Source organism: Stenotrophomonas sp. GD03958, from assembly GCF_029839005.1.
Lineage (GTDB): Bacteria > Pseudomonadota > Gammaproteobacteria > Xanthomonadales > Xanthomonadaceae > Stenotrophomonas > Stenotrophomonas hibiscicola.
On record NZ_JAOBZT010000071.1, the window covers coordinates 1 to 20,708 of the forward strand.

The 20,708-nt window shown below is 68.1% G+C and carries 16 protein-coding genes; 6 read left to right on the top strand and 10 right to left on the bottom strand.

Annotation, left to right across the window (positions count from 1 at the left end; genetic code table 11):
* The coding region (gene zapE / locus N5C25_RS16935; protein ID WP_279937376.1) for a cell division protein ZapE at positions 1–1,078 on the bottom strand (1,078 nt) is incomplete at its 3' end.
* Positions 1,075–1,746: a CocE/NonD family hydrolase gene (locus N5C25_RS16940; RefSeq protein ID WP_279937378.1), complete on the bottom strand. Its 672-nt coding sequence runs from the start codon at positions 1,744–1,746 to the stop codon at positions 1,075–1,077. The genes zapE and N5C25_RS16940, both read right to left, overlap by 4 nt.
* 43 nt (positions 1,747–1,789) lie before the next feature.
* On the opposite strand from N5C25_RS16940, the gene N5C25_RS16945 reads away from it, so the two are divergent.
* Complete coding sequence (locus tag N5C25_RS16945) at positions 1,790–2,647, top strand: EamA/RhaT family transporter (protein WP_279937379.1); 858 nt, start codon at positions 1,790–1,792, stop codon at positions 2,645–2,647.
* Between the two features lie 301 nt (positions 2,648–2,948).
* Here N5C25_RS16945 and N5C25_RS16950 read toward each other — a convergent pair whose 3' ends face one another.
* From N5C25_RS16950 to N5C25_RS16960, 3 genes are all read right to left on the bottom strand, one after another.
* Entirely contained in the window at positions 2,949–4,394 is a 1,446-nt protein-coding gene (locus N5C25_RS16950; RefSeq protein WP_279937380.1) for an ExeM/NucH family extracellular endonuclease, read from the bottom strand.
* Positions 4,395–4,604: 210 nt separating this feature from the next.
* Positions 4,605–5,123: a c-type cytochrome gene (locus N5C25_RS16955; RefSeq protein ID WP_005407662.1), complete on the bottom strand. Its 519-nt coding sequence runs from the start codon at positions 5,121–5,123 to the stop codon at positions 4,605–4,607.
* Positions 5,124–5,341: 218 nt separating this feature from the next.
* Complete coding sequence (locus tag N5C25_RS16960; protein WP_279937381.1) at positions 5,342–5,959, bottom strand: TetR/AcrR family transcriptional regulator; 618 nt, start codon at positions 5,957–5,959, stop codon at positions 5,342–5,344.
* Between the two features lie 161 nt (positions 5,960–6,120).
* Between N5C25_RS16960 and N5C25_RS16965 the strand changes: the two genes are divergently transcribed.
* The 3 genes from N5C25_RS16965 to N5C25_RS16975 are packed head-to-tail and all read left to right on the top strand — an operon-like array spanning position 6,121 to position 10,929.
* Positions 6,121–7,284: an isovaleryl-CoA dehydrogenase gene (locus N5C25_RS16965; RefSeq protein WP_251102087.1), complete on the top strand. Its 1,164-nt coding sequence runs from the start codon at positions 6,121–6,123 to the stop codon at positions 7,282–7,284.
* Positions 7,285–7,294: 10 nt separating this feature from the next.
* The gene (locus N5C25_RS16970; RefSeq protein ID WP_107432222.1) at positions 7,295–8,905 is read left to right on the top strand and encodes a carboxyl transferase domain-containing protein; all 1,611 of its coding nucleotides are present in this window, start codon (positions 7,295–7,297) and stop codon (positions 8,903–8,905) included.
* 41 nt (positions 8,906–8,946) lie between these two features.
* The gene (locus tag N5C25_RS16975; RefSeq protein WP_279937382.1) at positions 8,947–10,929 is read left to right on the top strand and encodes an acetyl/propionyl/methylcrotonyl-CoA carboxylase subunit alpha; all 1,983 of its coding nucleotides are present in this window, start codon (positions 8,947–8,949) and stop codon (positions 10,927–10,929) included.
* A 19-nt stretch (positions 10,930–10,948) separates the two neighbouring features.
* Here N5C25_RS16975 and N5C25_RS16980 read toward each other — a convergent pair whose 3' ends face one another.
* Complete coding sequence (locus N5C25_RS16980; RefSeq protein ID WP_058979737.1) at positions 10,949–12,115, bottom strand: putative peptide maturation dehydrogenase; 1,167 nt, start codon at positions 12,113–12,115, stop codon at positions 10,949–10,951.
* A 138-nt stretch (positions 12,116–12,253) separates the two neighbouring features.
* Between N5C25_RS16980 and N5C25_RS16985 the strand changes: the two genes are divergently transcribed.
* Positions 12,254–12,550, top strand: a complete 297-nt coding sequence (locus N5C25_RS16985) for an NHLP-related RiPP peptide (RefSeq protein ID WP_058979735.1) — start codon at positions 12,254–12,256, stop codon at positions 12,548–12,550.
* Positions 12,551–12,557: 7 nt separating this feature from the next.
* Here N5C25_RS16985 and N5C25_RS16990 read toward each other — a convergent pair whose 3' ends face one another.
* The 4 genes from N5C25_RS16990 to aceB all read right to left on the bottom strand — a co-directional run bounded on the left by N5C25_RS16990 (position 12,558) and on the right by aceB (position 19,514).
* Entirely contained in the window at positions 12,558–15,050 is a 2,493-nt protein-coding gene (locus N5C25_RS16990; RefSeq protein WP_058979733.1) for a putative peptide modification system cyclase, read from the bottom strand.
* Positions 15,051–15,063: 13 nt separating this feature from the next.
* Entirely contained in the window at positions 15,064–16,104 is a 1,041-nt protein-coding gene (locus N5C25_RS16995) for a GGDEF domain-containing protein (RefSeq protein WP_058979731.1), read from the bottom strand.
* Between the two features lie 421 nt (positions 16,105–16,525).
* A complete protein-coding gene (gene aceA, locus N5C25_RS17000) occupies positions 16,526–17,827 on the bottom strand; it encodes an isocitrate lyase (protein WP_019661879.1) in 1,302 nt (433 codons plus the stop codon).
* A 64-nt stretch (positions 17,828–17,891) separates the two neighbouring features.
* The gene (gene aceB, locus N5C25_RS17005) at positions 17,892–19,514 is read right to left on the bottom strand and encodes a malate synthase A (RefSeq protein WP_279937386.1); all 1,623 of its coding nucleotides are present in this window, start codon (positions 19,512–19,514) and stop codon (positions 17,892–17,894) included.
* A gap of 110 nt (positions 19,515–19,624) precedes the next feature.
* Here aceB and N5C25_RS17010 point away from each other — a divergent pair, with 110 nt between their 5' ends.
* Positions 19,625–20,593 (top strand): LysR family transcriptional regulator, encoded by a 969-nt coding sequence (locus tag N5C25_RS17010; protein ID WP_019661881.1) that lies wholly within the window; start codon positions 19,625–19,627, stop codon positions 20,591–20,593.
* The last annotated feature ends 115 nt before the right edge of the window (positions 20,594–20,708 follow it).

Genomic DNA, 20,708 nt, shown 5'->3' on the forward strand with positions numbered 1-20,708 from the left:
GGTACTCGGCGCTCTGCATTTCGATCAGGCGCGAGGCGGTACGCTCGAAGGCGCCCTGCAGGCGCTGGCCGGTGTACAGCTCGATCGGCGAGGTGCTGGCGGTGCAGACCAGGTTGACGTGGCGGTCGTACAGCTCGTCGATCAGGTTGACGAAGCGGCGCGCGGCATCCTCATTCAGGCGGTCGAAGGCGGGAATGCCGCCCAGCAGCACCGTGTTGAACTCGTGCGCGATCTCGATGTAGTCCGAGGGCCCGCGCGGGCCTTCGCACAGCGCGGCGAAATCGAACCAGGCGATGCTCTTGCCACGGCCGCGCACCGGAATCTTGCGGCCCTCGATCTCGATGTTGCCGGGCTTGGCCGGCTGGCCGCCGCTCAGCTCGTTCCAGCGCGTGGCCAACCATTGATCGCTGTCGGCCGCCAGCGGTGCGCGGTATACCGGCGAGCGGGTCAGCGCGCGCATGCGGTAATCCTCGGTACCTTCGGCGTACAGCTCGACGCAGAAGCGCTGCAGCAGGGCAATGGCCGGCAGGAAGCTCTCGCGCTGCAGGCCGTTGAGGTACAGGTTCTCCACTGCGGTGTTGGAGGTGGTGACCAGGGTCACGCCCTCGGCGAACAGGCGCTCCAGCAGCCGCGCCAGCAGCATCGCATCGCCGATGTCGGTGACGAAGAACTCGTCCAGCACCAGCACGCGCAGGTTGCTGCGCCATTCCTGGGCGATCTTCGCCAGCGGGTCGCTCTGGCCCTGGTGCTCGCGCAGGCGCTCGTGGACGCTGCGCATGAAGCGGTGGAAGTGGGTGCGGTACTTCTGCTTGATCGGCAGCCCGTCGTAGAACAGGTCGACCAGGAAGGTCTTGCCGCGGCCGACACCGCCCCAGAAGTACAGGCCCTTGACCGGCTCGGGCTTCTTCCAGAACGAGGACAGGCGGTCCAGCCAGCCATCCTCGGCACTGTCCAGCAGGCCCAGGTGGATGCGGTCCAGCTCGGCCAGCGCCGCATGCTGGGCCGGGTCGTTCTGCCAGTCGCCACGGGCAACCCCTTCCGCATACCGCTGCGACGGGGTCAGCTCGGTTGCACTCATGCCGCCGCGCCCAACCAATGCTTCACGCCGTGGGTCAGCGCGCCACGCAGGTCGATCAGCTTGCGGTGGAAGAAGTGGCTGGTCTCGGGCATGCGCACCAGCTCATGCGGGAAGTCCAGCGTGTCCAGCCACTGGTAGACGGCCTGCGGGTCGACGATCTCGTCCTGCTCGCCCTGGATCACCAGCCAGCGGGCCGGCGGTGCGATACCGTCGAAATCCCAGCGACCGGCCGGTGGCGCGATCGAGATCAGCGCCTCCGGCTGCAGCGCGGCAGCCGCCTTCAGCGACACGAACGAACCGAAGCTGAAACCGGCCAGCCACAGCCGGTCGCGCGGGCGCTGGCTGCGCACCCAGGCGGCGACCGCCTTCAGGTCATCCTGCTCGCCCACGCCGCCGTCGAAGGTACCAGCCGAAGCGCCGACGCTGCGGAAGTTGAAGCGCACCGTGGCGATGCCCAGCTCGCGCAGGGTGGTGGCGGTCATGGTGACCACCTTGTTGTGCAGGGTGCCACCCTCGGTGGACAGCGGATGGCAGACGATGGCCACGATCGGCTGCACCGGTACATCGGCCTTGGGCAGGTCGACGACCACTTCCAGCGGGCCGGCCGGGCCGTCCAGTTCGAGGCAGGCGGTTTCGCCGGGGGCGACGGGGAACGAAGGCTTGTGCATGGCACCATGATACCGTCCCCCGCCCCTGACCTGTGCCCGCCCCATGCTCTACCTGTCCTTGGCCGTGATCTGCAGCGTGCTGGTTTCGGTGTTGTTGAAGGTGGCCGGACGCCGCCAGCTGGATGTTTCGCAGATGGTCACCTGGAACTATCTGGTGGCGGCAACGCTCACCGCCGTGGTACTGCAGCCGCCTCTGGACGCACTGCGCGCGCCGCATGCGCCGTGGCTGTCATTGCTGGCGCTGGCGGTGGTGCTGCCGTCGATCTTCCTGGTGCTGGGCCGCGCGGTAGCAGTGGCCGGCATCGTCCGCAGTGACGTGGCGCAGCGCCTGTCGCTGCTGCTGTCGCTGGCGGCGGCGTTCCTGTTCTTCGGCCAGACTGCCAGCACGTGGAAACTGGCAGGGCTCAGCCTGGGCCTGCTGGCGATGGTGGCGATCACCCTGCGCCCGCGCGGCCCGGCGGTGGCCGCCTCGCCCGCCGGCTGGGGCTGGCTGCTGGGCGTGTGGGGCGGGTTCGCAGTGGTGGACGTGCTGCTCAAGCAGGTGGCGCTGTCCGGCACGCCGTCGATGGCGGCGGTGCTGGCCAGCTTCAGCGTGGCCTTCGTGCTGATGCTGGTGTTGCAGCTGTGGCGGCACGCCAGTGGCCGCAGCCGGCTGGCCTGGCGCAACCTCGGCGCGGGTGCACTGCTGGGCCTGCTCAATGGCGGCAACATCCTTTTCTATGTGCAGGCGCACCAGGCGATGCCAGAGAGTCCGGCCACCGTGTTCGCCGGCATGAACATCGGCGTGGTGGTCTTGGGCGCGCTGGTGGGTGTGTTCGCCTTCGGCGAGGCCACCACGAAGTGGAACCGCGCCGGGCTGGCGCTGGCGGTGCTGGCGATCGGACTGATCGCCTGGGGGTGAGCGTTGGTTGCGGCGGGCCATTTCCGCGCCCGCGGTGGGATGTCACTTTTCTTTTCGCGCGAAAAGAAAAGTAACCAAAAGAAACGCGCCGCCAGCCGCGAGCCGGTGCTGTGCACCGGTACCCTGCGCTTCTCGGTGAACCAGGGGACGGCGCCGAACTCGCTGCGCTCAGACATCGGCGCCTCTTCGCCCCTGATTCACTTGCGATGCTCGGCTCGCTTGAAGGCGGACTGGTAGATCAAAAGCAAAGGCGGCATCCATGCCGATCAAGGTGCCTACCAGTGCAGATCCCCGGCGAACCTTATCTATCGAATCCCAGCAGCAGCGGGTCGTGGTCGGAGCTGCGCCACGGGCCCTGCACGTTGCGGCCCTGGTAGCCGCTGGCGTCCTGCTCGTCGGCATTGCTGTGCCATTCGGCGGCACCGCGCAGGCGCTTGGCCATGCCCGGGCTCAGCAGTGCATGGTCGAGGCGGCCGGTATAGCCGTTGTAGACGTAGCTGTAGGGATGCTCGACCTTGGCGACCTTGAATGCGTCCTGCCAGCCCAGGTCACGCAGGGTGCGGATCGGGTCTTCCATCGCGTAGGCATTGAAATCGCCCAGCAGCACCGCGTCCCTGGCACCGGTACCGGTCGGATCCGTCTGCAGCCAGGCATGCAGCCGCTGCGCCGAGGTCACGCGGGTCGCGTTCCAGCAGCCCTGGTTGTCGTTGCGGTCGGCGTCGGCACCGGCGGCGTCGCGGCAGCCCTTCGACTTGAAGTGGTTGGCAACCACCACGAACGGCGCGCCCTGCTTGCCCTGGAAGGCCTGCGCCAGCGGCACGCGGCTGTGTTCGACGAACGGACCACCGGTCAGCGTGGCCGGCTTGCCCAGCGGCTGCAGGCGCGTGCTTCGGTAGATGATCCCGACCCGGATCGGGTTGTCGCCGGGGCCGGTGCCGGCGTCGACGAAGCGCCAGTCGCCCTGCGCGCCGCGGTCGCGGTTGAGCGCATCGACCAGTTCGGCAATGGCCGAGTGCGGACCGTAGCCGTCGTTCTCCAGTTCCATCAGCGCAGCGACATCGGCGCCCAAGGCGTTGACCGTGGTGACCAGCTTGGCGAGCTGCGCCTTGTGCTCGTCCAGCGTGCGCGCGCCGCGCAGGGTCGGGAAGCCACCGCCCTGGCCGTCACCATTGAAGAAGTTCTCCAGGTTGAAGGCCGCCACATGCAGGCTGCCCGGCACGGTCGGCACCGCCGGGCGCTTCAGCTCCGGCAGCTTCAGCGCTCCCTCGACCTGCAGGCGCGGATGGCCCTGCGCATCCACGCGCACGATGCCCTCCACGTTGCGCAGCTGCATGCCGGTGCGCAGCACCGGGTTGCCCGGCAGGTAGGGCACGCTGGCGGGGTCGCGGGCGTCACTGCCATCTTCCAGTACCAGCCGGCGACGCTGGTTGTCGGCCATCACCTGCTCGTAGCCGGCGGTGCCCGGCGCAGCCACTTCGGTCGGCTGCCAGAGGCGGCCGTCGAAGGCCACGGTGAGCTGGCCGAAGCGCTCCAGGCCATCGGTACCGGCCAGGGTCAGCGGTGCGGCGATGCGCACGCGCTGGCCATCCAGCGCGCGCCAGTCGGCCGGTGCGGCGGTCAGCACCACGGTGGCGCTGCTGCGCGCGACAGCGGGCGTCGTAGCTGATGCGGCCTGCGGCTGGGCCTGGGCAAAGGCGCTGGCCGGCAGCAGCAGGGACAGGGCAAGGGCAAGGGAACGGCGGCGCATCGACGGGCGATTCCAGTGAAGAGGGCGCACAGACTAACCCTGAAATGCGGAGATCCGCCTGCGCGGCGGGGGCACAGGGGCAATCAGGCCTCGGTGGGCAAAGCTTAGTAGGTGGTAGAGCCGAGCCCACGCTCGGCTGCGCCTGGCCACACCGTGCGCAGAGCAGCCGAGCGTGGGCTCGGCTCTACAGGAAGCGGCGCGTTGCGGCGGCTATTTCAGGTTGCCCAGCATCCAGTCCACGGTGGCGTGGATCTGTTCTTCCGTCAGGGCCGGGTTGCCACCCTTGGGCGGCATGATGCCGCCATCCGGGCCGGTATAGCCCTCGATGGCGTGCTTGTAGAGGGTGTCCTTGCCCTGCGCGATGCGCTTGTCCCAATGCGAGTGGTCCAGCGTCGGTGCCATGCCCACGCCGGTGGTATGGCAGGCGGTGCACAGGTTGTCGAAGATCACCTTGCCATCCTTGGTGCCGCCGTAAGCCACCTGCGAAGCAGCCTTGGCCAGCGCGGCGGCCTTGGCCGCAGCCTGCGCGGCGGCGCCGGTGCTGCCGGCATAGACCGCGCCGGTGGGCGAAATGCGCTGTTCGGTGCGCTTGGCCGCGGTCGGCGATACTTCGGGTGGAATCCGGGTGTGGATGTAGGCGGCAAGGAGGATGAGGCCGAGGGTGATGGTCGCCAGCAGCGCGATCACCATGGAGAAGCGTTTCAGGAACTCCAGATCGTAATTCCGCACTCTTCGTTACCCCTGGCTGATAGTCGTTGGACCACGGCTGAGCGACTGCGTGATGGGCCGAGTATAGAACGCGCTATGCGTGCGACAACAGGCGTCATGCTGGTGCGGCGCAGCATGCGGCCGTGGCCGCATGCGGGTAGCGCCGGGCCGTGCCCGGCGAGCGCGAAGCGCGGCAACAACGGTCGAGGATGGCAACAGCCGCCGGGCATGGCCCGGCGCTACCGAATTGCCGGGGCACCGATCGCGCGCAGGCAGAGGCTGCAGATTGCGTTCACCAGTGCATCTTCGTCGCGGTGTGCTTCGCGGCTTGGCGCGGTCGGGCCGACCATCGCCTCGGTGAAGGCGCCGACCAGGCACGCAGCGGCCACATGCGCGTCCTGCGCAGGCAGCTCACCGGCCGCCACGCCCTCCTCCACCAGCCGCAGGAACACGTCGCCGAAGGCGCGACGACCGCGCATGCGCTCGGCTTCCACGTCCGGGTCGACCGGTTCGACGATGAAGGCGTGCGCCAGCCCCGGCCCAGCCAGGGCACGGCGGACGAAGGCGGTGATCGCCAGCCGCAGGCGCTCGCTGGCCGCCTCCGGGCCACTGGCGATGCGCTCCATGATCGCCACCTCGTGGGCCACCGCGGCGTTGAGCACCTCCACGAACAACTCGGCCTTGGACGGGAAGTGCCGGTAGATCAGGCCGGTGGACACCCCCGCCTGGGTCGCCACGGCGGTCACCGGGGCATTGCGCCAGCCGCCAGTGGCGACCAGTTCACGGGTGGCCAGCAGGATCCGTTCACGGGCCCCGGCCAGGCGTTCTTCCATCAGTGCAGAGCGTTTGTAGGCCATGTTTTGATTCTGGTTTCAATTTTTGAATTTGTATTCACTTCTTCTCCGAACCCCGCTACGCTGGGGTCCAATCGCCCGTGCGGGCAGCGGTCCTGCAGACCGCCGCCCGCTCCCCCGCCGGGTGCGTCCATTTCCTGCCATCCCGTCGTGGAGCCACCACAATGCACGTGCCATCCCTGAACTTCGACCTTGGCGAAGAGATCGACCTGCTGCGCCAGAGCGTGGCCCATTTTGCCGCCGCCGAGGTCGCACCGCTGGCCGCCGAGGCCGATGCCAGCAACCAGTTCCCGCTGGCCCTGTGGCCGAAGCTGGGCGAACAGGGCCTGCTCGGCCTCACCGTGGAAGAAGCATACGGCGGCACCGGCATGGGTTACCTGGCCCACGTGGTGGCGATGGAAGAAATCTCGCGTGCCTCCGGCGGCATCGGCCTGTCCTATGGCGCGCACTCCAACCTGTGCGTGAACCAGCTGCGCAAGAACGGCAACGAGGAACAGAAGCAGCGCTTCCTGCCCGGCCTGTGCGATGGCAGCCTGGTCGGTGCGCTGGCGATGAGCGAGCCGGGGGCCGGTTCGGACGTGGTGTCGATGAAGCTGCGCGCCGACAAGCGCGGCGACCGCTACGTGCTCAACGGCAACAAGATGTGGATCACCAACGGCCCGGATGCTGACGTGCTGGTGGTCTATGCCAAGACCGACATGGAGGCCGGCGCCAAGGGCATCACCGCGTTCCTGGTCGAGAAGGGCATGAAGGGCTTTTCCACCGCGCAGAAGCTGGACAAGCTGGGCATGCGTTCTTCGCCCACCTGCGAGCTGGTGTTCCAGGACTGCGAGATTCCCGAAGAGAACGTGCTGGGCCAGGTTGGCGGTGGCGTGCGCGTGCTGATGTCCGGCCTGGACTACGAGCGCGTGGTGCTGTCCGGTGGCCCGCTGGGCCTGATGGCCGCGGCCATGGACGTGGTGATGCCGTACGTGCACGAGCGCCACCAGTTCGGCGAGCCGATCGGCAGCTTCCAGCTGATCCAGGCCAAGATCGCCGACATGTACGTGGGCCTGGGTGCCTGCCGTGCGTATGTCTATGCCGTGGCGCGCGCCTGCGACCAGGGCCGCACCACCCGCCAGGACGCCGCCGGTGCCATCCTGTACGCCGCCGAGAAGGCCACCTGGCTGACCGGCCAGGCGATCCAGATCCTCGGCGGCAACGGCTACATCAACGAATACCCGACCGGCCGCTTGTGGCGCGACGCCAAGCTGTATGAAATCGGCGCCGGCACTTCGGAGATCCGCCGCATGCTGATCGGCCGCGAACTGTTCCAGCGCACCCTGTAAGGCCAACGCGATGACCGTCCTGAACAGCCAGCTGCAACCGGGCAGCGAAACGTTTGAAAGCAACCGCGCGGCGATGCAGGCCGTGGTCGACGACCTGCATGCCACCCTCGCGCGCACCGCGCTGGGTGGCAGCGAAGCCGCACGCGCCAAGCACACCGCGCGCGGCAAGCTGCTGGTGCGTGACCGCATCGACGCCCTGCTCGACCCCGGCAGCGCCTTCCTGGAAATCGCGCCGCTGGCCGCTCACGGCATGTACGAAGACGCCGTGCCGGCCGCTGGCGTAGTGGCCGGCATCGGCCGCGTGAGCGGCGTGGAATGCGTGATCGTGGCCAACGATGCCACGGTCAAGGGCGGCACCTACTACCCGATGACGGTGAAGAAGCACCTGCGCGCGCAGGAGATCGCCGAGCAGAACCACCTGCCGTGCATCTACCTGGTCGATTCCGGCGGCGCCTTCCTGCCGCTGCAGGACGAGGTGTTCCCCGACCGCGATCATTTCGGCCGCATCTTCTACAACCAGGCCAACCTGTCGGCGCAGGGCATTCCGCAGATCGCCTGCGTGATGGGCAGCTGCACCGCCGGTGGCGCCTACGTGCCGGCGATGAGCGACGAGACGGTGATCGTGCGCGAGCAGGGCACGATCTTCCTCGGCGGCCCGCCGCTGGTGAAGGCCGCCACCGGTGAAGTGGTGACGGCCGAGGAACTGGGCGGTGCCGACGTACACACCCGCATCTCCGGCGTCGCCGACCACATGGCCGACAACGACCTGCAGGCATTGGCGCGGGTGCGCGCGATCATCGCGCAGCTGAACTGGCGCAAGCCGGAACCGGCGATGGCGGTGCAGGCCAGCGAAGAACCGCTGCTGCCGGCACACGAACTGTACGGGGTGATCCCGGCCGATACGCGCAAGCCCTACGACGTGCGCGAAGTGATCGCGCGGCTGGTCGATGGCTCACGCTTTGACGAATTCAAGCCGCGCTACGGCGCAACGCTGGTCACCGGCTTCGCCCATCTGAACGGCTACCCGATCGGCATCATCGCCAACAACGGCATCCTGTTCTCCGAATCGGCACTGAAGGGCGCGCACTTCATCGAGCTGTGCACCCAGCGCAACATCCCGCTGGTGTTCCTGCAGAACATCACCGGCTTCATGGTCGGCCGCAAGTACGAACAGGGTGGCATCGCCAAGGACGGTGCCAAGCTGGTGATGGCGGTGGCCTGCGCCAAGGTACCCAAGTTCACCGTGGTGATCGGCGGCTCGTTCGGTGCCGGCAACTACGGCATGTGTGGCCGCGCATACTCGCCGAACTTCCTGTGGATGTGGCCCAACGCACGCATCGGCGTGATGGGCGGCGAACAGGCCGCCAGCGTGCTGGCCACGGTCAAGCGCGATGGCATCGAAGCCAAGGGCGGCCAGTGGCCGGCTGCGGAGGAAGACGCGTTCAAGGCGCCGATCCGCGACCAGTTCGAGCAGCAGGGCCACCCGTACTACGCCAGCGCGCGCCTGTGGGACGACGGCGTGATCGATCCGGCCGACACCCGCCGGGTGCTGGCGCTGGCGCTGTCGGCCAGCCTCAACGCCGCTCCGCAGCAGACGCGCTTCGGCGTGTTCCGCATGTGACCCGTGCCATGACCGAGCACGCTCCTATGAAGCCCGTTGCCATGTTCACCAAAGTCCTGATCGCCAACCGCGGCGAAATCGCCTGCCGCGTCATCGCCACCTGCCGCTGCCTCGGCATCGCCACCGTGGCGGTATATTCCGATGCCGACCGCAACGCGCGCCACGTGCGCCTGGCCGACGAAGCCATCCACATCGGTCCGGCCGCTGCACGTGAAAGTTACCTGCGCGGCGATGCCCTGCTCGACGCCGCACGCCTGACCGGCGCGCAGGCGATCCACCCCGGTTACGGCTTCCTGTCCGAGAATGCCGACTTCGCCGATGCCTGCGCCGCCGCCGGCATCACCTTCATCGGGCCGCCGGCCAGCGCCATCCGCGCGATGGGCGACAAGAGCGCGGCCAAGGCATTGATGGCGAAAGCCGGCGTGCCGCTGACTCCGGGCTACCACGGCGACCAGCAGGAACCGTCCTTCCTGCGCGAACAGGCCGACGCCATCGGTTACCCGGTGCTGATCAAGGCCAGCGCCGGTGGCGGTGGCAAGGGCATGCGCAAGGTCGAGCGCAGCGAGGACTTCGTCGATGCGCTGGCCAGCTGCCAGCGCGAGGCGGCCTCGGCGTTCGGCAATGACCACGTGCTGGTCGAGAAGTACGTCGAGCGCCCGCGCCATATCGAGATCCAGGTGTTCGGCGACAGCCACGGTGACGCGGTGTACCTGTTCGAGCGCGACTGCTCGGTGCAGCGCCGCCACCAGAAGGTGCTGGAAGAAGCGCCGGCCCCGGGCATGAGCGCGGAACGTCGTGCTGCGATGGGCAAGGCGGCGGTCGATGCCGCGCGCGCGGTGGGCTATGAAGGTGCGGGCACGGTGGAGTTCATCGCCGGCCCGGACGGCGATTTCTACTTCATGGAAATGAACACCCGCCTGCAGGTCGAGCACCCGGTCACCGAGTACATCACCGGCACCGACCTGGTGGAGTGGCAGCTGCGCGTGGCCTCGGGCCAGCCGCTGCCGTTGCGCCAGGACCAGCTGGCCATCCATGGCCATGCGATCGAGGCGCGCCTGTACGCCGAGGATGCCGACCGTGGCTTCCTGCCGTCCACCGGCATCCTGCGCCGCCTGCGCCTGCCGGCACCGTCGACTCATGTGCGCGTGGATACCGGTGTCGAGGAAGGCGACAGCATCACGCCGTACTACGATCCCATGATTGCCAAGCTGATCGTCTGGGACGTGGACCGCGACGCCGCGCTGCGCCGCATGAGCCAGGCACTGGCCGACTGCCAGGTGGTGGGCGTGACCACCAATGCCGGTTTCCTGCGCCGCCTGGTGAACACCGATTCGTTTACCCACGCCAAGCTGGATACCGCGCTGATCGAGCGCGAGCAGGCGGCATTGAGCCGGGTGGGTGACAGCGATGATGCGCTGTGGCTGCTGGCGGCGGTGGCCGCCGTGGCCACTACTGCAGGTGCAGCCAGCGATGCGCGCGATCCGCATTCGCCGTGGCAGTCACAGGACGGCTGGCGCCTTGGCGCGCCCGCGCCGCGCGTGCTGCCGCTGCAGCAGGGCGAACGCCGGCACACGCTGAAGGTGTGGGCGCAGGCCGATGGCTGGCGTGTGCAGTGCGATGACGCGGCACCCGTGCAGGTGGTCGGCACAGCCGATATGCGCGGGCTGGTGGTGCAGCTGGGCGGGCGCCGCTGGGCACTGCAGCTGCTGCGTGACGGAGACCAGCTGTACCTGTTCGGTGCTGACGGCCAGCACCGTTTCACCCTGCATGATCCGGTGGGCGAATCGGACCACGCCGTGGCCGATGCCGGCAGCCTGCTGGCACCGATGCCGGGCAAGATCGTCGCCACGCTGGTCACCGCCGGTACCGAGGTCAAGCGCGGCACGCCGCTGGTGGTGCTGGAAGCGATGAAGATGGAGCACACCCTGCAGGCGCCGGCCGACGGGACGGTGAAGGGCTACCGCGCCAAGGCCGGCGACCAGGTCGGCGACGGCGCGGTACTGGTGGACTTCGAGGCGGCGTGAACGCTGGGGTGGCGACCGCTCAGCGGTCGTCGCCCGCTACCACCCGCCCGGCGGGATCGAATTCGGCCGTGTCCAGCGTGGCACTGCGCCAGCCCAGGCCACAGATGGCCATCGCGCTCTGGCCGATGCCATCGAAGCCGAAGGCACGATCAACATCGGCATCGTTGATGGCCGCCGTCACGAACGCCGCCAGCCCGCGCTCGGTCGCACACAGGTACAGCAGCTGCGAAATGTGACCGACATCCAGCGTCACCGCACGATGCGCCTTGGCGTGGTTGCGGTACTTCCAGAAGCAGCGGTCATAGCGCGGCGCCAGCACCAGCAGCGCCGGCGCATCGGCGAACCACGCCTGCCCGGACAGCATCCGCCGCGCCAGCGCCGGCAGTGCCTGCGGCGGTGGCGAGGGCAGCGGCAGCACGGCGTGCTGCACCGGGTGGTAGTGGTACAGGCCCGGTGCCAGTCCTTCCACGTTCTGCACCAGCAGGAAGCCTTCGGTGGGATGCAGGCCGCCACCGGAAGGCACGTTCTTCTTCAGGAACTCGGTATCGCGCTCGACCTTCTGCACCGCGTGGGCCATCAGCGTGCGCTGCAGCACCTGGGCCAGCAACGGCAGCGGCAGCGCGCGCTGGGTATCGAAATTGCGGCAGGTGCTGCGGCGCGCCAGCAGTGTGTCGAACGGCGCCTCTTCGCTGCGCGGCAGCGGCTGGTAATCGCCCTGCATCGGCTGCACCACCGGCGGTGGCGGCCCGAGGCGCTGGCGCAGGCCGGCAGCAGTGTCCAACCCTTGCCGACGCATGTCCTCCACGCTGTCCACGGCCTGCCAGCGCGCATGACGATGGGCCAGCGCCGCCAGCGGCCACCACTGGCTGCGCCGCAAAGCCTCGTCGCGCAGCTGGTGCCCCACCTCGCTCGGTGGGTCGGTCAACAGCAGGCCCTGCTCGACCAGGCGGGCCAGCATGGCCGGGCAGGCATCGGCGGGCGGTTCGCACCAGCGGTGCGCACTGAGCTCGCCGAGCAGCTGGCGCTCCTCGGCGTCCACCGGCAGTGGCTGGTCCAGATGCGCGGCCAGGGCCACCCAGCTGATCTGGCTGTCCATCTCGGCGTGGCCGGCCAGCATCGCGCGCAGGTCGAGGGTGATCGCCTCGCGGGGCTCGAACATCAGGCTGGCGCAGCGGCGCAGGCGCATGGGATTCCTTCCTTCTGCCGCACAACCGGCATAGCAGCAACGACCGCAGCGCGGCCAACTTTAGCGACGTAGGCAGCGCGGCCCTCAATGGCAGGCTGTCGCGGCCGATACGAGGACTTCAGCCTACGGACGATCCCCATGAGCACCTATCCCCGCCTTTCCGCCGCAGACGCCAGCACCCTGCTGGACCACCTGATCGGCAACGATGACTTCCGCAGCCACTTCACCACCTCGCCGGCCAAGGCTCTGGCCTCGATCGGGCTGGACGGTGCGGTCGGCGAAAGCGACTGCATGAAGATCGGCACCCTGGCTTCGGTCGAGGAGCTGAGCCAGGTGCGTGACAGCCTGCAGGCCCACCTGTCCGGGTCGGTGGCGGCGATGACCGTGGTGTTCTGCTTCGAAGCGGGCAAGGTCGGCGAGCGCATCGACGGCTGACCCGTCATCAGGGCGCGCCGGCCGCGGCCGGCGATGCCCACGTGGACACGTCGTGCACATTCAGTGGTTGCCAGACCTGCATGGCGGTGACCTCGGCAATGGCCTGGCCGCGATGCTGGGACAGCCAGGCCTGCTCGCGGCGTACGGCAGCTTCATTGCCCTGTGCGCGCAGCGCGAGCAGCAGCACGACGTGTGCCTGCACCGGCTCGCTGCCATCGAGCATTGGCTCGATCAGGGCGCGGGCAGCTTCGGGCCGCTGCATCTGCAGTTCATCCACGGCGCTGACAATGCGCAGCCAGCGATCGGCGACCGGACTGCGCAGGCTGCGCAGCAGCGGCCGCTGCTCGTCCAGCCAGCGCCTGGCCAGCTCGAACTGGCCCTGTCGCTGGGCCAGATGGACCAGAGCCAGCCATTGCAGGCCGCGGGCATGCAGCATGGGATCATCGCGCTGCTCCAGCAACGGATGCAGCAACGCAGCGATGGCCTGCAACTCGGCGCGGTCCGCGCTCGGGCACAGAGCTGCCACGCTGGCGTGCTGCAGCCGCTGCTGCACCTGGAAGTCGACCAGCGCCGGCGCCGACGCGTCGTCGCGTACCGCCTGCTGCATGGCCGCGCAATCGCGCTGCGTGGCCGCCAGCAGCAGCTGCGCACGCAGCTTCATGCGCTGCTGCAGGGCATCGTTGGCACGGATCTGCGGCAGCAGTTGGGCGGCCTTGGCGTACTTGCCCTGCGCGACCAGTACGTCCACGCCGGTCTCATCGGCATCATCACGACCGCGCAGGACCTGTGCCTGGGCCAGTGTCTCGGCCGCAAGCTGCGGTTGGTTGGCGGCGATCTGTATCCGCACCAGGTGGATCAGCGGATACAGGCGCAGCGGATCCTGCGGCACCGCAGCCGCACGCGCGTAGGGTTCGGCCTCGCTGAACTGGTTGGCCTGCAGCAGGTACCAGGACGTGTTGGACAGCCCGGCGAACGAATCCGGATAGACCTTGGCCAGCGTGCGCCAGTGCTCCAGCGCCCAGCCACCAGGCTCCAGTTCGGCCATCCAGGCCTTCAGGTACAGGCGCTCGCGTGGCGGCAACCGATCCTGCAGGTCCAGCGCGTGCTGCATGGCTTCGCGTGCGCGCCGCCCTTCATCGACGCGCGCATGCAGTTTGGCCACGCCCATGTAGGCCAGGGCGAAACCGGGATCAATATCGATTGCAGCCTGATAGAGGTTGCGCGCCTCCTCGAAGCGACGCTGGCCCAGTGCATTCTCGGCCAGCGCGAACGCTCGCAGTGCGCGAAGGTCCTGGGTCGATGCCCGCGGCAGCGGCAACGACTGTTCCAGGCTCGCCACCGATTCGCCCAGTCCGCGACGCAGGCGCCCGACCACGTCGTCCACCGCGAATACCATCTGGTCGGATCGATCCGTGGTGGCGGTGAACGTCTGGATCACCTGGCCGGTGCCGGGTGCGGCGACATCAATGGCCAGCTCGTAGCCACCGATCTTCTGCCGCACCGTCGGCAGCAGCACGGCGCGCGCGCCCTCCCGCACCGCCACGTTGGCCGCGGTATCGCGGCTGAGCCGGGTATCGCCCGAGAGCCGCGCCATTTCCAGGCTTTCGCGGATCTTGCCCTCCGACAGCACGTTCACGTAGCGCGACTGCTCCAGCGCGATCCGGATCGCGTGCCGCATCGAGTCGTCGAAAATCGGGTCGCCGGTGAGGTTGTCGACATCGCCAAGCACCACCCAGTCCCGCTCGGCGAACGCGATCGCCGGTTCCGACCGCAGCAGCAACCAGCCGCCCAGCACGGCCACCGTCAGCACCAGGCCCTCGGCGGCCAGCACCAGCGGCTGCCGCCACAGCGGCAGGTCACGGCGTGCCTTGGCAGTGGCGCGTGGCATGCGCAACGGCGCTGAACCGATCTCACCCACTTCGATCACTTCCTGCACCACCGGCATTCCCTTGAAGCGCCAACGGCCGTGCGACTTCCACAGCAGGCGCGCACCCCGTTCCCCCAGCGCGCCGGTGGCGCGACGGGTCAGCGATTCGGCCACCGCCGACAACAGGATCTGGCCAGGGCGGGCCAGCGTCATCAGGCGCGCTGCCATCGGCTTGGCCAGGCCTTCCACTTCCATCGACTTGGCGCCGGCACGGACCGCCTCGGCACTGTTCTCCCAGGTCAGCACGTCACCCACATGCAGGCCTGCACGCGCGCGCAGTTCGATCGCCCGCTGCTGGCCCAGCGCGTGCAGTTCGCGCTGGTAGTCCAGGGCGAAGCCCAAAGCATCGATGGCCCGCTCGAACAGCATGAACAGGCCGTCGGAGCGATCGATCAGCTGGCCGTTCCAGCGCTGCTGCAGGACCAGCACCAGGCGGTCGTGTTCCTGGAACAGGCTGGCGGCCGCCACATCGCCGATCCGCTCGACCAGTTGCAGCGAATCACACAGATCGGTGAACAGCAGGGCGCGTAGCTGTGGGCTATGCGGGGCTGACGTTCCGTTGTCGCCGTTCATCGCCTGCCTCTCCCTATTGGCCGTCCGGATCATCCGCCCAGCGCAGGCAGTTGCCGCCATCGCGCTTGGCCTGGTACAGCGCACGATCCGCGCGCGCGTACCACTCGCTCCAGCCTGCCTCCGGCGCCAGCAGGCACGCACCGATGCTGACCAGGCTGACATGCGGCGTACCGGGGCTGCGTTCGAGCAGGCCATGCACCGCGCTGAGGATGAACTCGGCCGCGTGCTGCACGATCTCGTGGTTGCCGCGGCGCAGGATGAGGCAGAACTCATCACCGCCAAGGCGGCAGGCCAGGTCATGCTCGCCGGCCATCGAGCGCAGGATGTTGCCCATGCTCTGCAGCACGCGGTCGCCGGCCTGGTGGCCGTGGCGGTCGTTGATCTGCTTGAAGCGGTCACAATCGATCAGCAGCAACGCCTGCGGCAGCCCCTCGGCACGCTCGCGGCACTCCTGCAGGTACAACGTGAGGCCACGGCGGTTGTGCAGCCCGGTCAGTTCATCGGTGCGCACCAGCTCGCGGGTATGGGTCAGCTGATGAGTGGTGATGTACAGGTTGTCCAGCGCGGTTTCCAGATCGTGGTTGCGGCGCCGCAGCTGGCTGATCAGGGCCTGTTCGTTGGTCAGCACGCGCATGATCGTGCGACGCAGGAAGTACGCCACCAGCCCGGGATCGGATTCGACCAAGCGGTGGAAATCGGCCGGCCCCAGCTCCAGGACATCGCAATCGACCAGCGCGCGCGCGCTGGCGCTGCGCAGGTGGTCGCCAACCAGCAGGCCCAGTTCGCCGAAGAACTCATACTGCCCGAGTGTCTTGATCACCAGGTCCTCGCCGAAGTCCAGTTCGATCTGGCCGTCGAGGATCACATACATGCGCTCGCCGCGGTGGCCCCGCTGGAACAGCCACTGTCCGGCATGAAGCTTGCGTGGGCGGGCGAATCTGGCAAACAATGCCACCTCGGCATCCGACAACAGCGCATGCACGATCTCGGCCATCGCCACCCGGGCGATACCTGTCGTCATATCACTGTTCTCGGCCGCACCCCTGCCGGTCATTCCCTGCACCCGCCGCCAGCGTCCCCTGGTGAGCCGCGGAGCATAGCACCGCTTTAAAGTGTGCGCCCTATCTCATTTTGAGCCTCAGGGCGCTCTTGTGTGATGTGAAGATCGGTGGTGGCCCGTTCTGGTCACCCATGTCCGGGCAAAACCCCTGCTGGATCAATCCGATGCCGGGTTTCACAGGATTTCGGCCAAGTTGCGGCCAAGGGGGTGCGCCTGATTGACGCTGCCTGCCGGCCGCCGCGCCTTTGCACCGATACAACAACGCCGGCAGGTCCCCCGACCGGCCGGCGTTGCCTGGCCCTTCCCTGGCCACCCTGATCAGATTTCGAGGCTTCGGTAGAGCCGGCCGCTGGCCGGCTTCCCTGTGGTGCCCGAAGGATCACGTGGTTGCCGGCCAGCGGCCGGCACTACCGCATCACGCCGCGCGTTCGCTGCGCCCGCCATGGAACTGCTCTTCCTCGGTGGAGCCGGTCAGCGCGGTGGTCGACGACTGCCCCTGCTGGATCGCCTGGGTCACCGCATCAAAGTAGCCGGTACCGACTTCACGCTGGTGCTTGACCGCCGTGAAACCGCGCTCGGCCGCTTCGAACTCGGCTTCCTGCAGCTCCACGAAGGCGCTCATCTGGCGGCGTGCATAGCCGTGGGCCAGGTTGAACATGCCGTAGTTCAGCGCGTGGAAACCGGCCAGGGTGATGAACTGGAACTTGTAGCCGTAGCTACCCAGTTCGCGCTGGAACTTGGCAATGGTGGCGTCGTCCAGGTTCTTCTTCCAGTTGAAGCTGGGCGAGCAGTTGTAGGCCAGCAGCTTGCCCGGGAACTTCGCGTGGATCGCCTCGGCGAACTTGCGGGCGAACTCCAGGTCCGGCTTGCCGGTCTCGCACCACACCAGATCGGCATAGGGCGCGTAGGCCAGGCCGCGGCTGATCGCCTGGTCCAGGCCATTGCGGGTCTTGTAGAAGCCTTCCACGGTGCGCTCGCCGGTGGTGAACGGCTTGTCGTTGCCGTCGATGTCGCTGGTCAACAGATCAGCCGCTTCGGCATCGGTGCGCGCCACCAGCAGGGTCGGCACGCCCAGCACGTCGGCAGCCAGGCGCGCGGCGTTGAGCTTCTCGATGGCCTCGCGGGTCGGCACCAGCACCTTGCCGCCCATGTGCCCGCACTTCTTCACCGAGGCCAGCTGGTCTTCGAAGTGCACGCCGGCCGCACCGGCCTCGATCATCGCCTTCATCAGTTCGAAGGCGTTGAGCACGCCGCCAAAACCGGCCTCGGCATCGGCCACGATCGGCTGCAGGAAGTCGATGTCGTCCTTGCCTTCGGCATGATGCAGCTGATCGGCACGCAGCAGGGTGTTGTTGATGCGCTTGACCACCGCCGGCACCGAATCGGCCGGGTACAGCGACTGGTCCGGATACATCTGCCCAGCCAGGTTGGCGTCGGCCGCCACCTGCCAACCGGACAGGTAGATCGCCTTCAGGCCCGCCTTGACCTGCTGCATGGCCTGGTTGCCGGTCAATGCACCCAGCGCGTTGACGAACTCGCGCTCATGCAGCGACGCCCACAGCTTCTCCGCACCCAGGCGGGCCAGCGAGTGCTCGATGTGGACGGTGCCGCGCAGGCGCACCACGTCGGCGGCGCTGTAGTTGCGCTGGATGCCTTCCCAGCGCGGGTTGGTGTCCCAGTCGTGCTGGATCTGTTCGGCAGTGGGCAGCTTGCTCATGTCTTTCTCCAGTTCGGTTCGTGCGTGCAGCGGGGAGGGAAACGGCAGGAGGGCCGGCAGTCGGTCAATCGATGCGCGCGTAGGCCGGCAGGGTCAGGAAATCGGTCAGTTCGTCACTGCGGCTCAGTTCGCCGAGCAGGGCGATGGCCTCGCCGATGCGCGCACCACCGGGCAGTACGGCGGTATCGCCCAGCCGTGCCGGCAGCTGCGAGAGGGTGGAATCCAGCAGCGCCAGATCGATCGCAGTGCCATCGTCCAGCTGCTGGCCCGGCGTATGCAGCCACTGCCACAGCTGGCTGCGGCTGATCTCGGCGGTGGCCGCGTCCTCCATCAGGTGATGGATCGGCACGCAGCCGTTGCCATCCAGCCACGCCGCCAGATAGCGCACGCAGACTTCCACGTTGCCCTCGAAGCCGGCGCGGGTGACGGTGCCCGGCGGCCGTGCGATCAGTTCGTCGCGGCCGACGCGCACATCCTGGCGCAGCACGCTGTGCTGGTTCGCACCGGGCATGTGTTCGTCGAAGATCGCCATCGCCACCGGAATCAGCGCCGGGTGCGCAACCCAGGTGCCGTCATGGCCGGCGGTGACTTCGCGCAGCTTGTCGGCGCGCACCCGGGCCATCGCCTGTTCGTTGGCGGCGGCATCGTTGTTGATCGGGATCTGCGCGGCCATGCCACCCATCGCATGCGCACCGCGGCGGTGGCAGGTCTGGATCAGCAGTTCCGAATAGGCCTTCAGGAACGGCTGGGTCATGGTCACCTGGCCGCGCTCGGGCAGCACGCGGTCGGCGTGGCGGCGGAAGGTCTTCAGGTACGAGAAGATGTAGTCCCAGCGCCCGCAGTTCAGGCCGACGATGCGGTCACGCAGCGCGTGCAGGATCTCGTCCATCTCGAACACCGCCGGCAGCGTTTCGATCAGCACGGTCACCTTGATCTGGCCGTGCGGCAGGCCGAGCATGCCCTCGATATGCGAGAGCGCGGTCTCCCACAGCGCCGCCTCTTCCATGCTCTGCAGCTTGGGCAGGTAAAAGTACGGGCCACGATCCTTCGCCTGCAGGGTGCGGGCGTTGTGGAAGGCGAACACCGCTGCGTCGAACAGGCCACCGGCAAGGAACTGGCCGTCGATGCGCACGTGCTTTTCATCCAGGTGCCAGCCACGCGGGCGCACGATCAGCACCGCCTGCTCGTCGTACGGGCGCAGCGTGTAGTGCTTGCCATTGGGGGCGGTGTATTCCAGATCGCCGCGCACCGCCGCCGCCAGCGACTGCTGGCCGGCCAGCAGGTTGCGCCAGGTCGGCGAGGTCGAATCCTCGAAGTCGGCCATGAACACCTTGGCGCCGGAGTTCAGCGCGTTGATGACCATCTTCGGGTCGGTCGGGCCGGTAATCTCGACGCGGCGGTCCTGCAACGCGGCCGGCAGCGGGGCCACGCGCCAGTCGCCGCTGCGGATGGCGGCGGTGTCCTCGCGGAAGTCCGGCAGGCCGCCCTGGTCGAAGAACGCCTGGCGTTCACGGCGGGCCTGCAGCCTCGCCTGCCGGCCCGGTTCCACCGCACGGTGCAGCGACACCAGCAGGGCCAGCAGCGGCGCCGGCAGCAGGGTGTCCTGGCCGGCCACGCGGGTCGCCAGGGCGATGCCGGGGGTAGCCTTCGCGGCGGGGGCGGGAACAGCGGAAGCGACGGCGGACATGAGGCGACTCCAGCGGTGGGGGAACGGCTCCACGGTGCCGCCGGGCCTGAGTATTTGGCAAAACAGTTTTTGCAATGTTCTACATAAGTTGTGCTAATAATCGTGACAGGATGAGCACACGCACCCCGCCAAGTCCGCGTTTTTCCTACAAATCCGACCGGCTGAAGCCGTTGCGTGCGTTCTGCCAGACGGTGCGCCTGGGTTCGGTCTCACGGGCGGCTGAGGCACTTTTCGTCAGCCAGCCGGCGATCAGCCTGCAGTTGCAGGCCCTGGAACGGGAGCTGGGGGTGCCATTGTTCGAACGCAGCGGGCGGCGCCTGGTGCCCAGCCGCGAGGGCCAACTGCTGTACGAGATGGCGCAGCCGCTGGTGGAGAGCCTGGACGGGCTGGAGGCGCGCTTCCGCGACAAGGTACGCGGCCTGGACGCGGGCGAGCTGAACATCGCCGCCAACAGCTCGACCATCCTGTACCTGCTGCCGAAGATCGTCGAACGCTTCCGCCTGCACCATCCGGATGTGCGCCTGACCCTGCACAACGCGATCAGCGCCGACGGCACCGACCTGCTGCGCGAGGATGCCGCCGACCTGGCCATCGGTTCGATGACCGATGTACCGGCCGACCTGACCTACGCCCCGGCCTACCGCTTCGAACAGGTGCTGATCGCGCCGCACGACCATCCGCTGGCCAGCGGCGGCGAGCTGGAGCTGGCCGACATCGCGCGCTATCCGCTGGTACTGCCGCCGAAGCGGCAGATCACCTACCGCCTGGTCGACCAGGTATTCCAGCGCCACCGCATTGCCTACACCGTGGCGCTGGAAGTGGGTGGATGGGAAGTGATCAAGCAGTACGTGGCGATGGGCATGGGCATTTCCATCGTGCCGGCGCTGTGCCTGCACGAAGCCGACCGCGAGCGGCTGGCGGCGCGGTCGATGAAGCGCTGGTTCCCCGAGCGCAGTTACGGGGTGATCGTGCGCCGCGGCAAGGCACTGTCGGCGCAGGCGCGGGCGTTCATCGAGCTGATCCAGCCGGAGTTGTTCAGTCCGCGCGATTACGACCAGAGCGGGCATTCGGAGCGGTGAGGGGTGTTCGGCAGGGCTGCGCCCTGCACCCGCCGAAGCCGAAGCAACAGCAAAAGCCGGCTATCCGTGGGATGGCGGGGTGAGTCCGGTTGCGGGGGACGCCGTAAACCCGTCC

Coding starts and splice junctions, on each gene's coding strand:
- N5C25_RS16985 (WP_058979735.1), top strand. CDS start 12,254: ATGAGCACCTATCCCCGCCTTTCCGCCGCAGACGCCAGCACCCTGCTG.
- N5C25_RS16960 (WP_279937381.1), bottom strand. CDS start 5,959: ATGGCCTACAAACGCTCTGCACTGATGGAAGAACGCCTGGCCGGGGCC.
- N5C25_RS16950 (WP_279937380.1), bottom strand. CDS start 4,394: ATGCGCCGCCGTTCCCTTGCCCTTGCCCTGTCCCTGCTGCTGCCGGCC.
- N5C25_RS16995 (WP_058979731.1), bottom strand. CDS start 16,104: ATGACCGGCAGGGGTGCGGCCGAGAACAGTGATATGACGACAGGTATC.
- N5C25_RS17010 (WP_019661881.1), top strand. CDS start 19,625: ATGAGCACACGCACCCCGCCAAGTCCGCGTTTTTCCTACAAATCCGAC.
- aceA (WP_019661879.1), bottom strand. CDS start 17,827: ATGAGCAAGCTGCCCACTGCCGAACAGATCCAGCACGACTGGGACACC.
- N5C25_RS16970 (WP_107432222.1), top strand. CDS start 7,295: ATGACCGTCCTGAACAGCCAGCTGCAACCGGGCAGCGAAACGTTTGAA.
- N5C25_RS16940 (WP_279937378.1), bottom strand. CDS start 1,746: ATGCACAAGCCTTCGTTCCCCGTCGCCCCCGGCGAAACCGCCTGCCTC.
- N5C25_RS16965 (WP_251102087.1), top strand. CDS start 6,121: ATGCACGTGCCATCCCTGAACTTCGACCTTGGCGAAGAGATCGACCTG.
- N5C25_RS16945 (WP_279937379.1), top strand. CDS start 1,790: ATGCTCTACCTGTCCTTGGCCGTGATCTGCAGCGTGCTGGTTTCGGTG.
- N5C25_RS16975 (WP_279937382.1), top strand. CDS start 8,947: ATGTTCACCAAAGTCCTGATCGCCAACCGCGGCGAAATCGCCTGCCGC.
- N5C25_RS16980 (WP_058979737.1), bottom strand. CDS start 12,115: ATGCGCCTGCGCCGCTGCGCCAGCCTGATGTTCGAGCCCCGCGAGGCG.
- N5C25_RS16990 (WP_058979733.1), bottom strand. CDS start 15,050: ATGAACGGCGACAACGGAACGTCAGCCCCGCATAGCCCACAGCTACGC.
- aceB (WP_279937386.1), bottom strand. CDS start 19,514: ATGTCCGCCGTCGCTTCCGCTGTTCCCGCCCCCGCCGCGAAGGCTACC.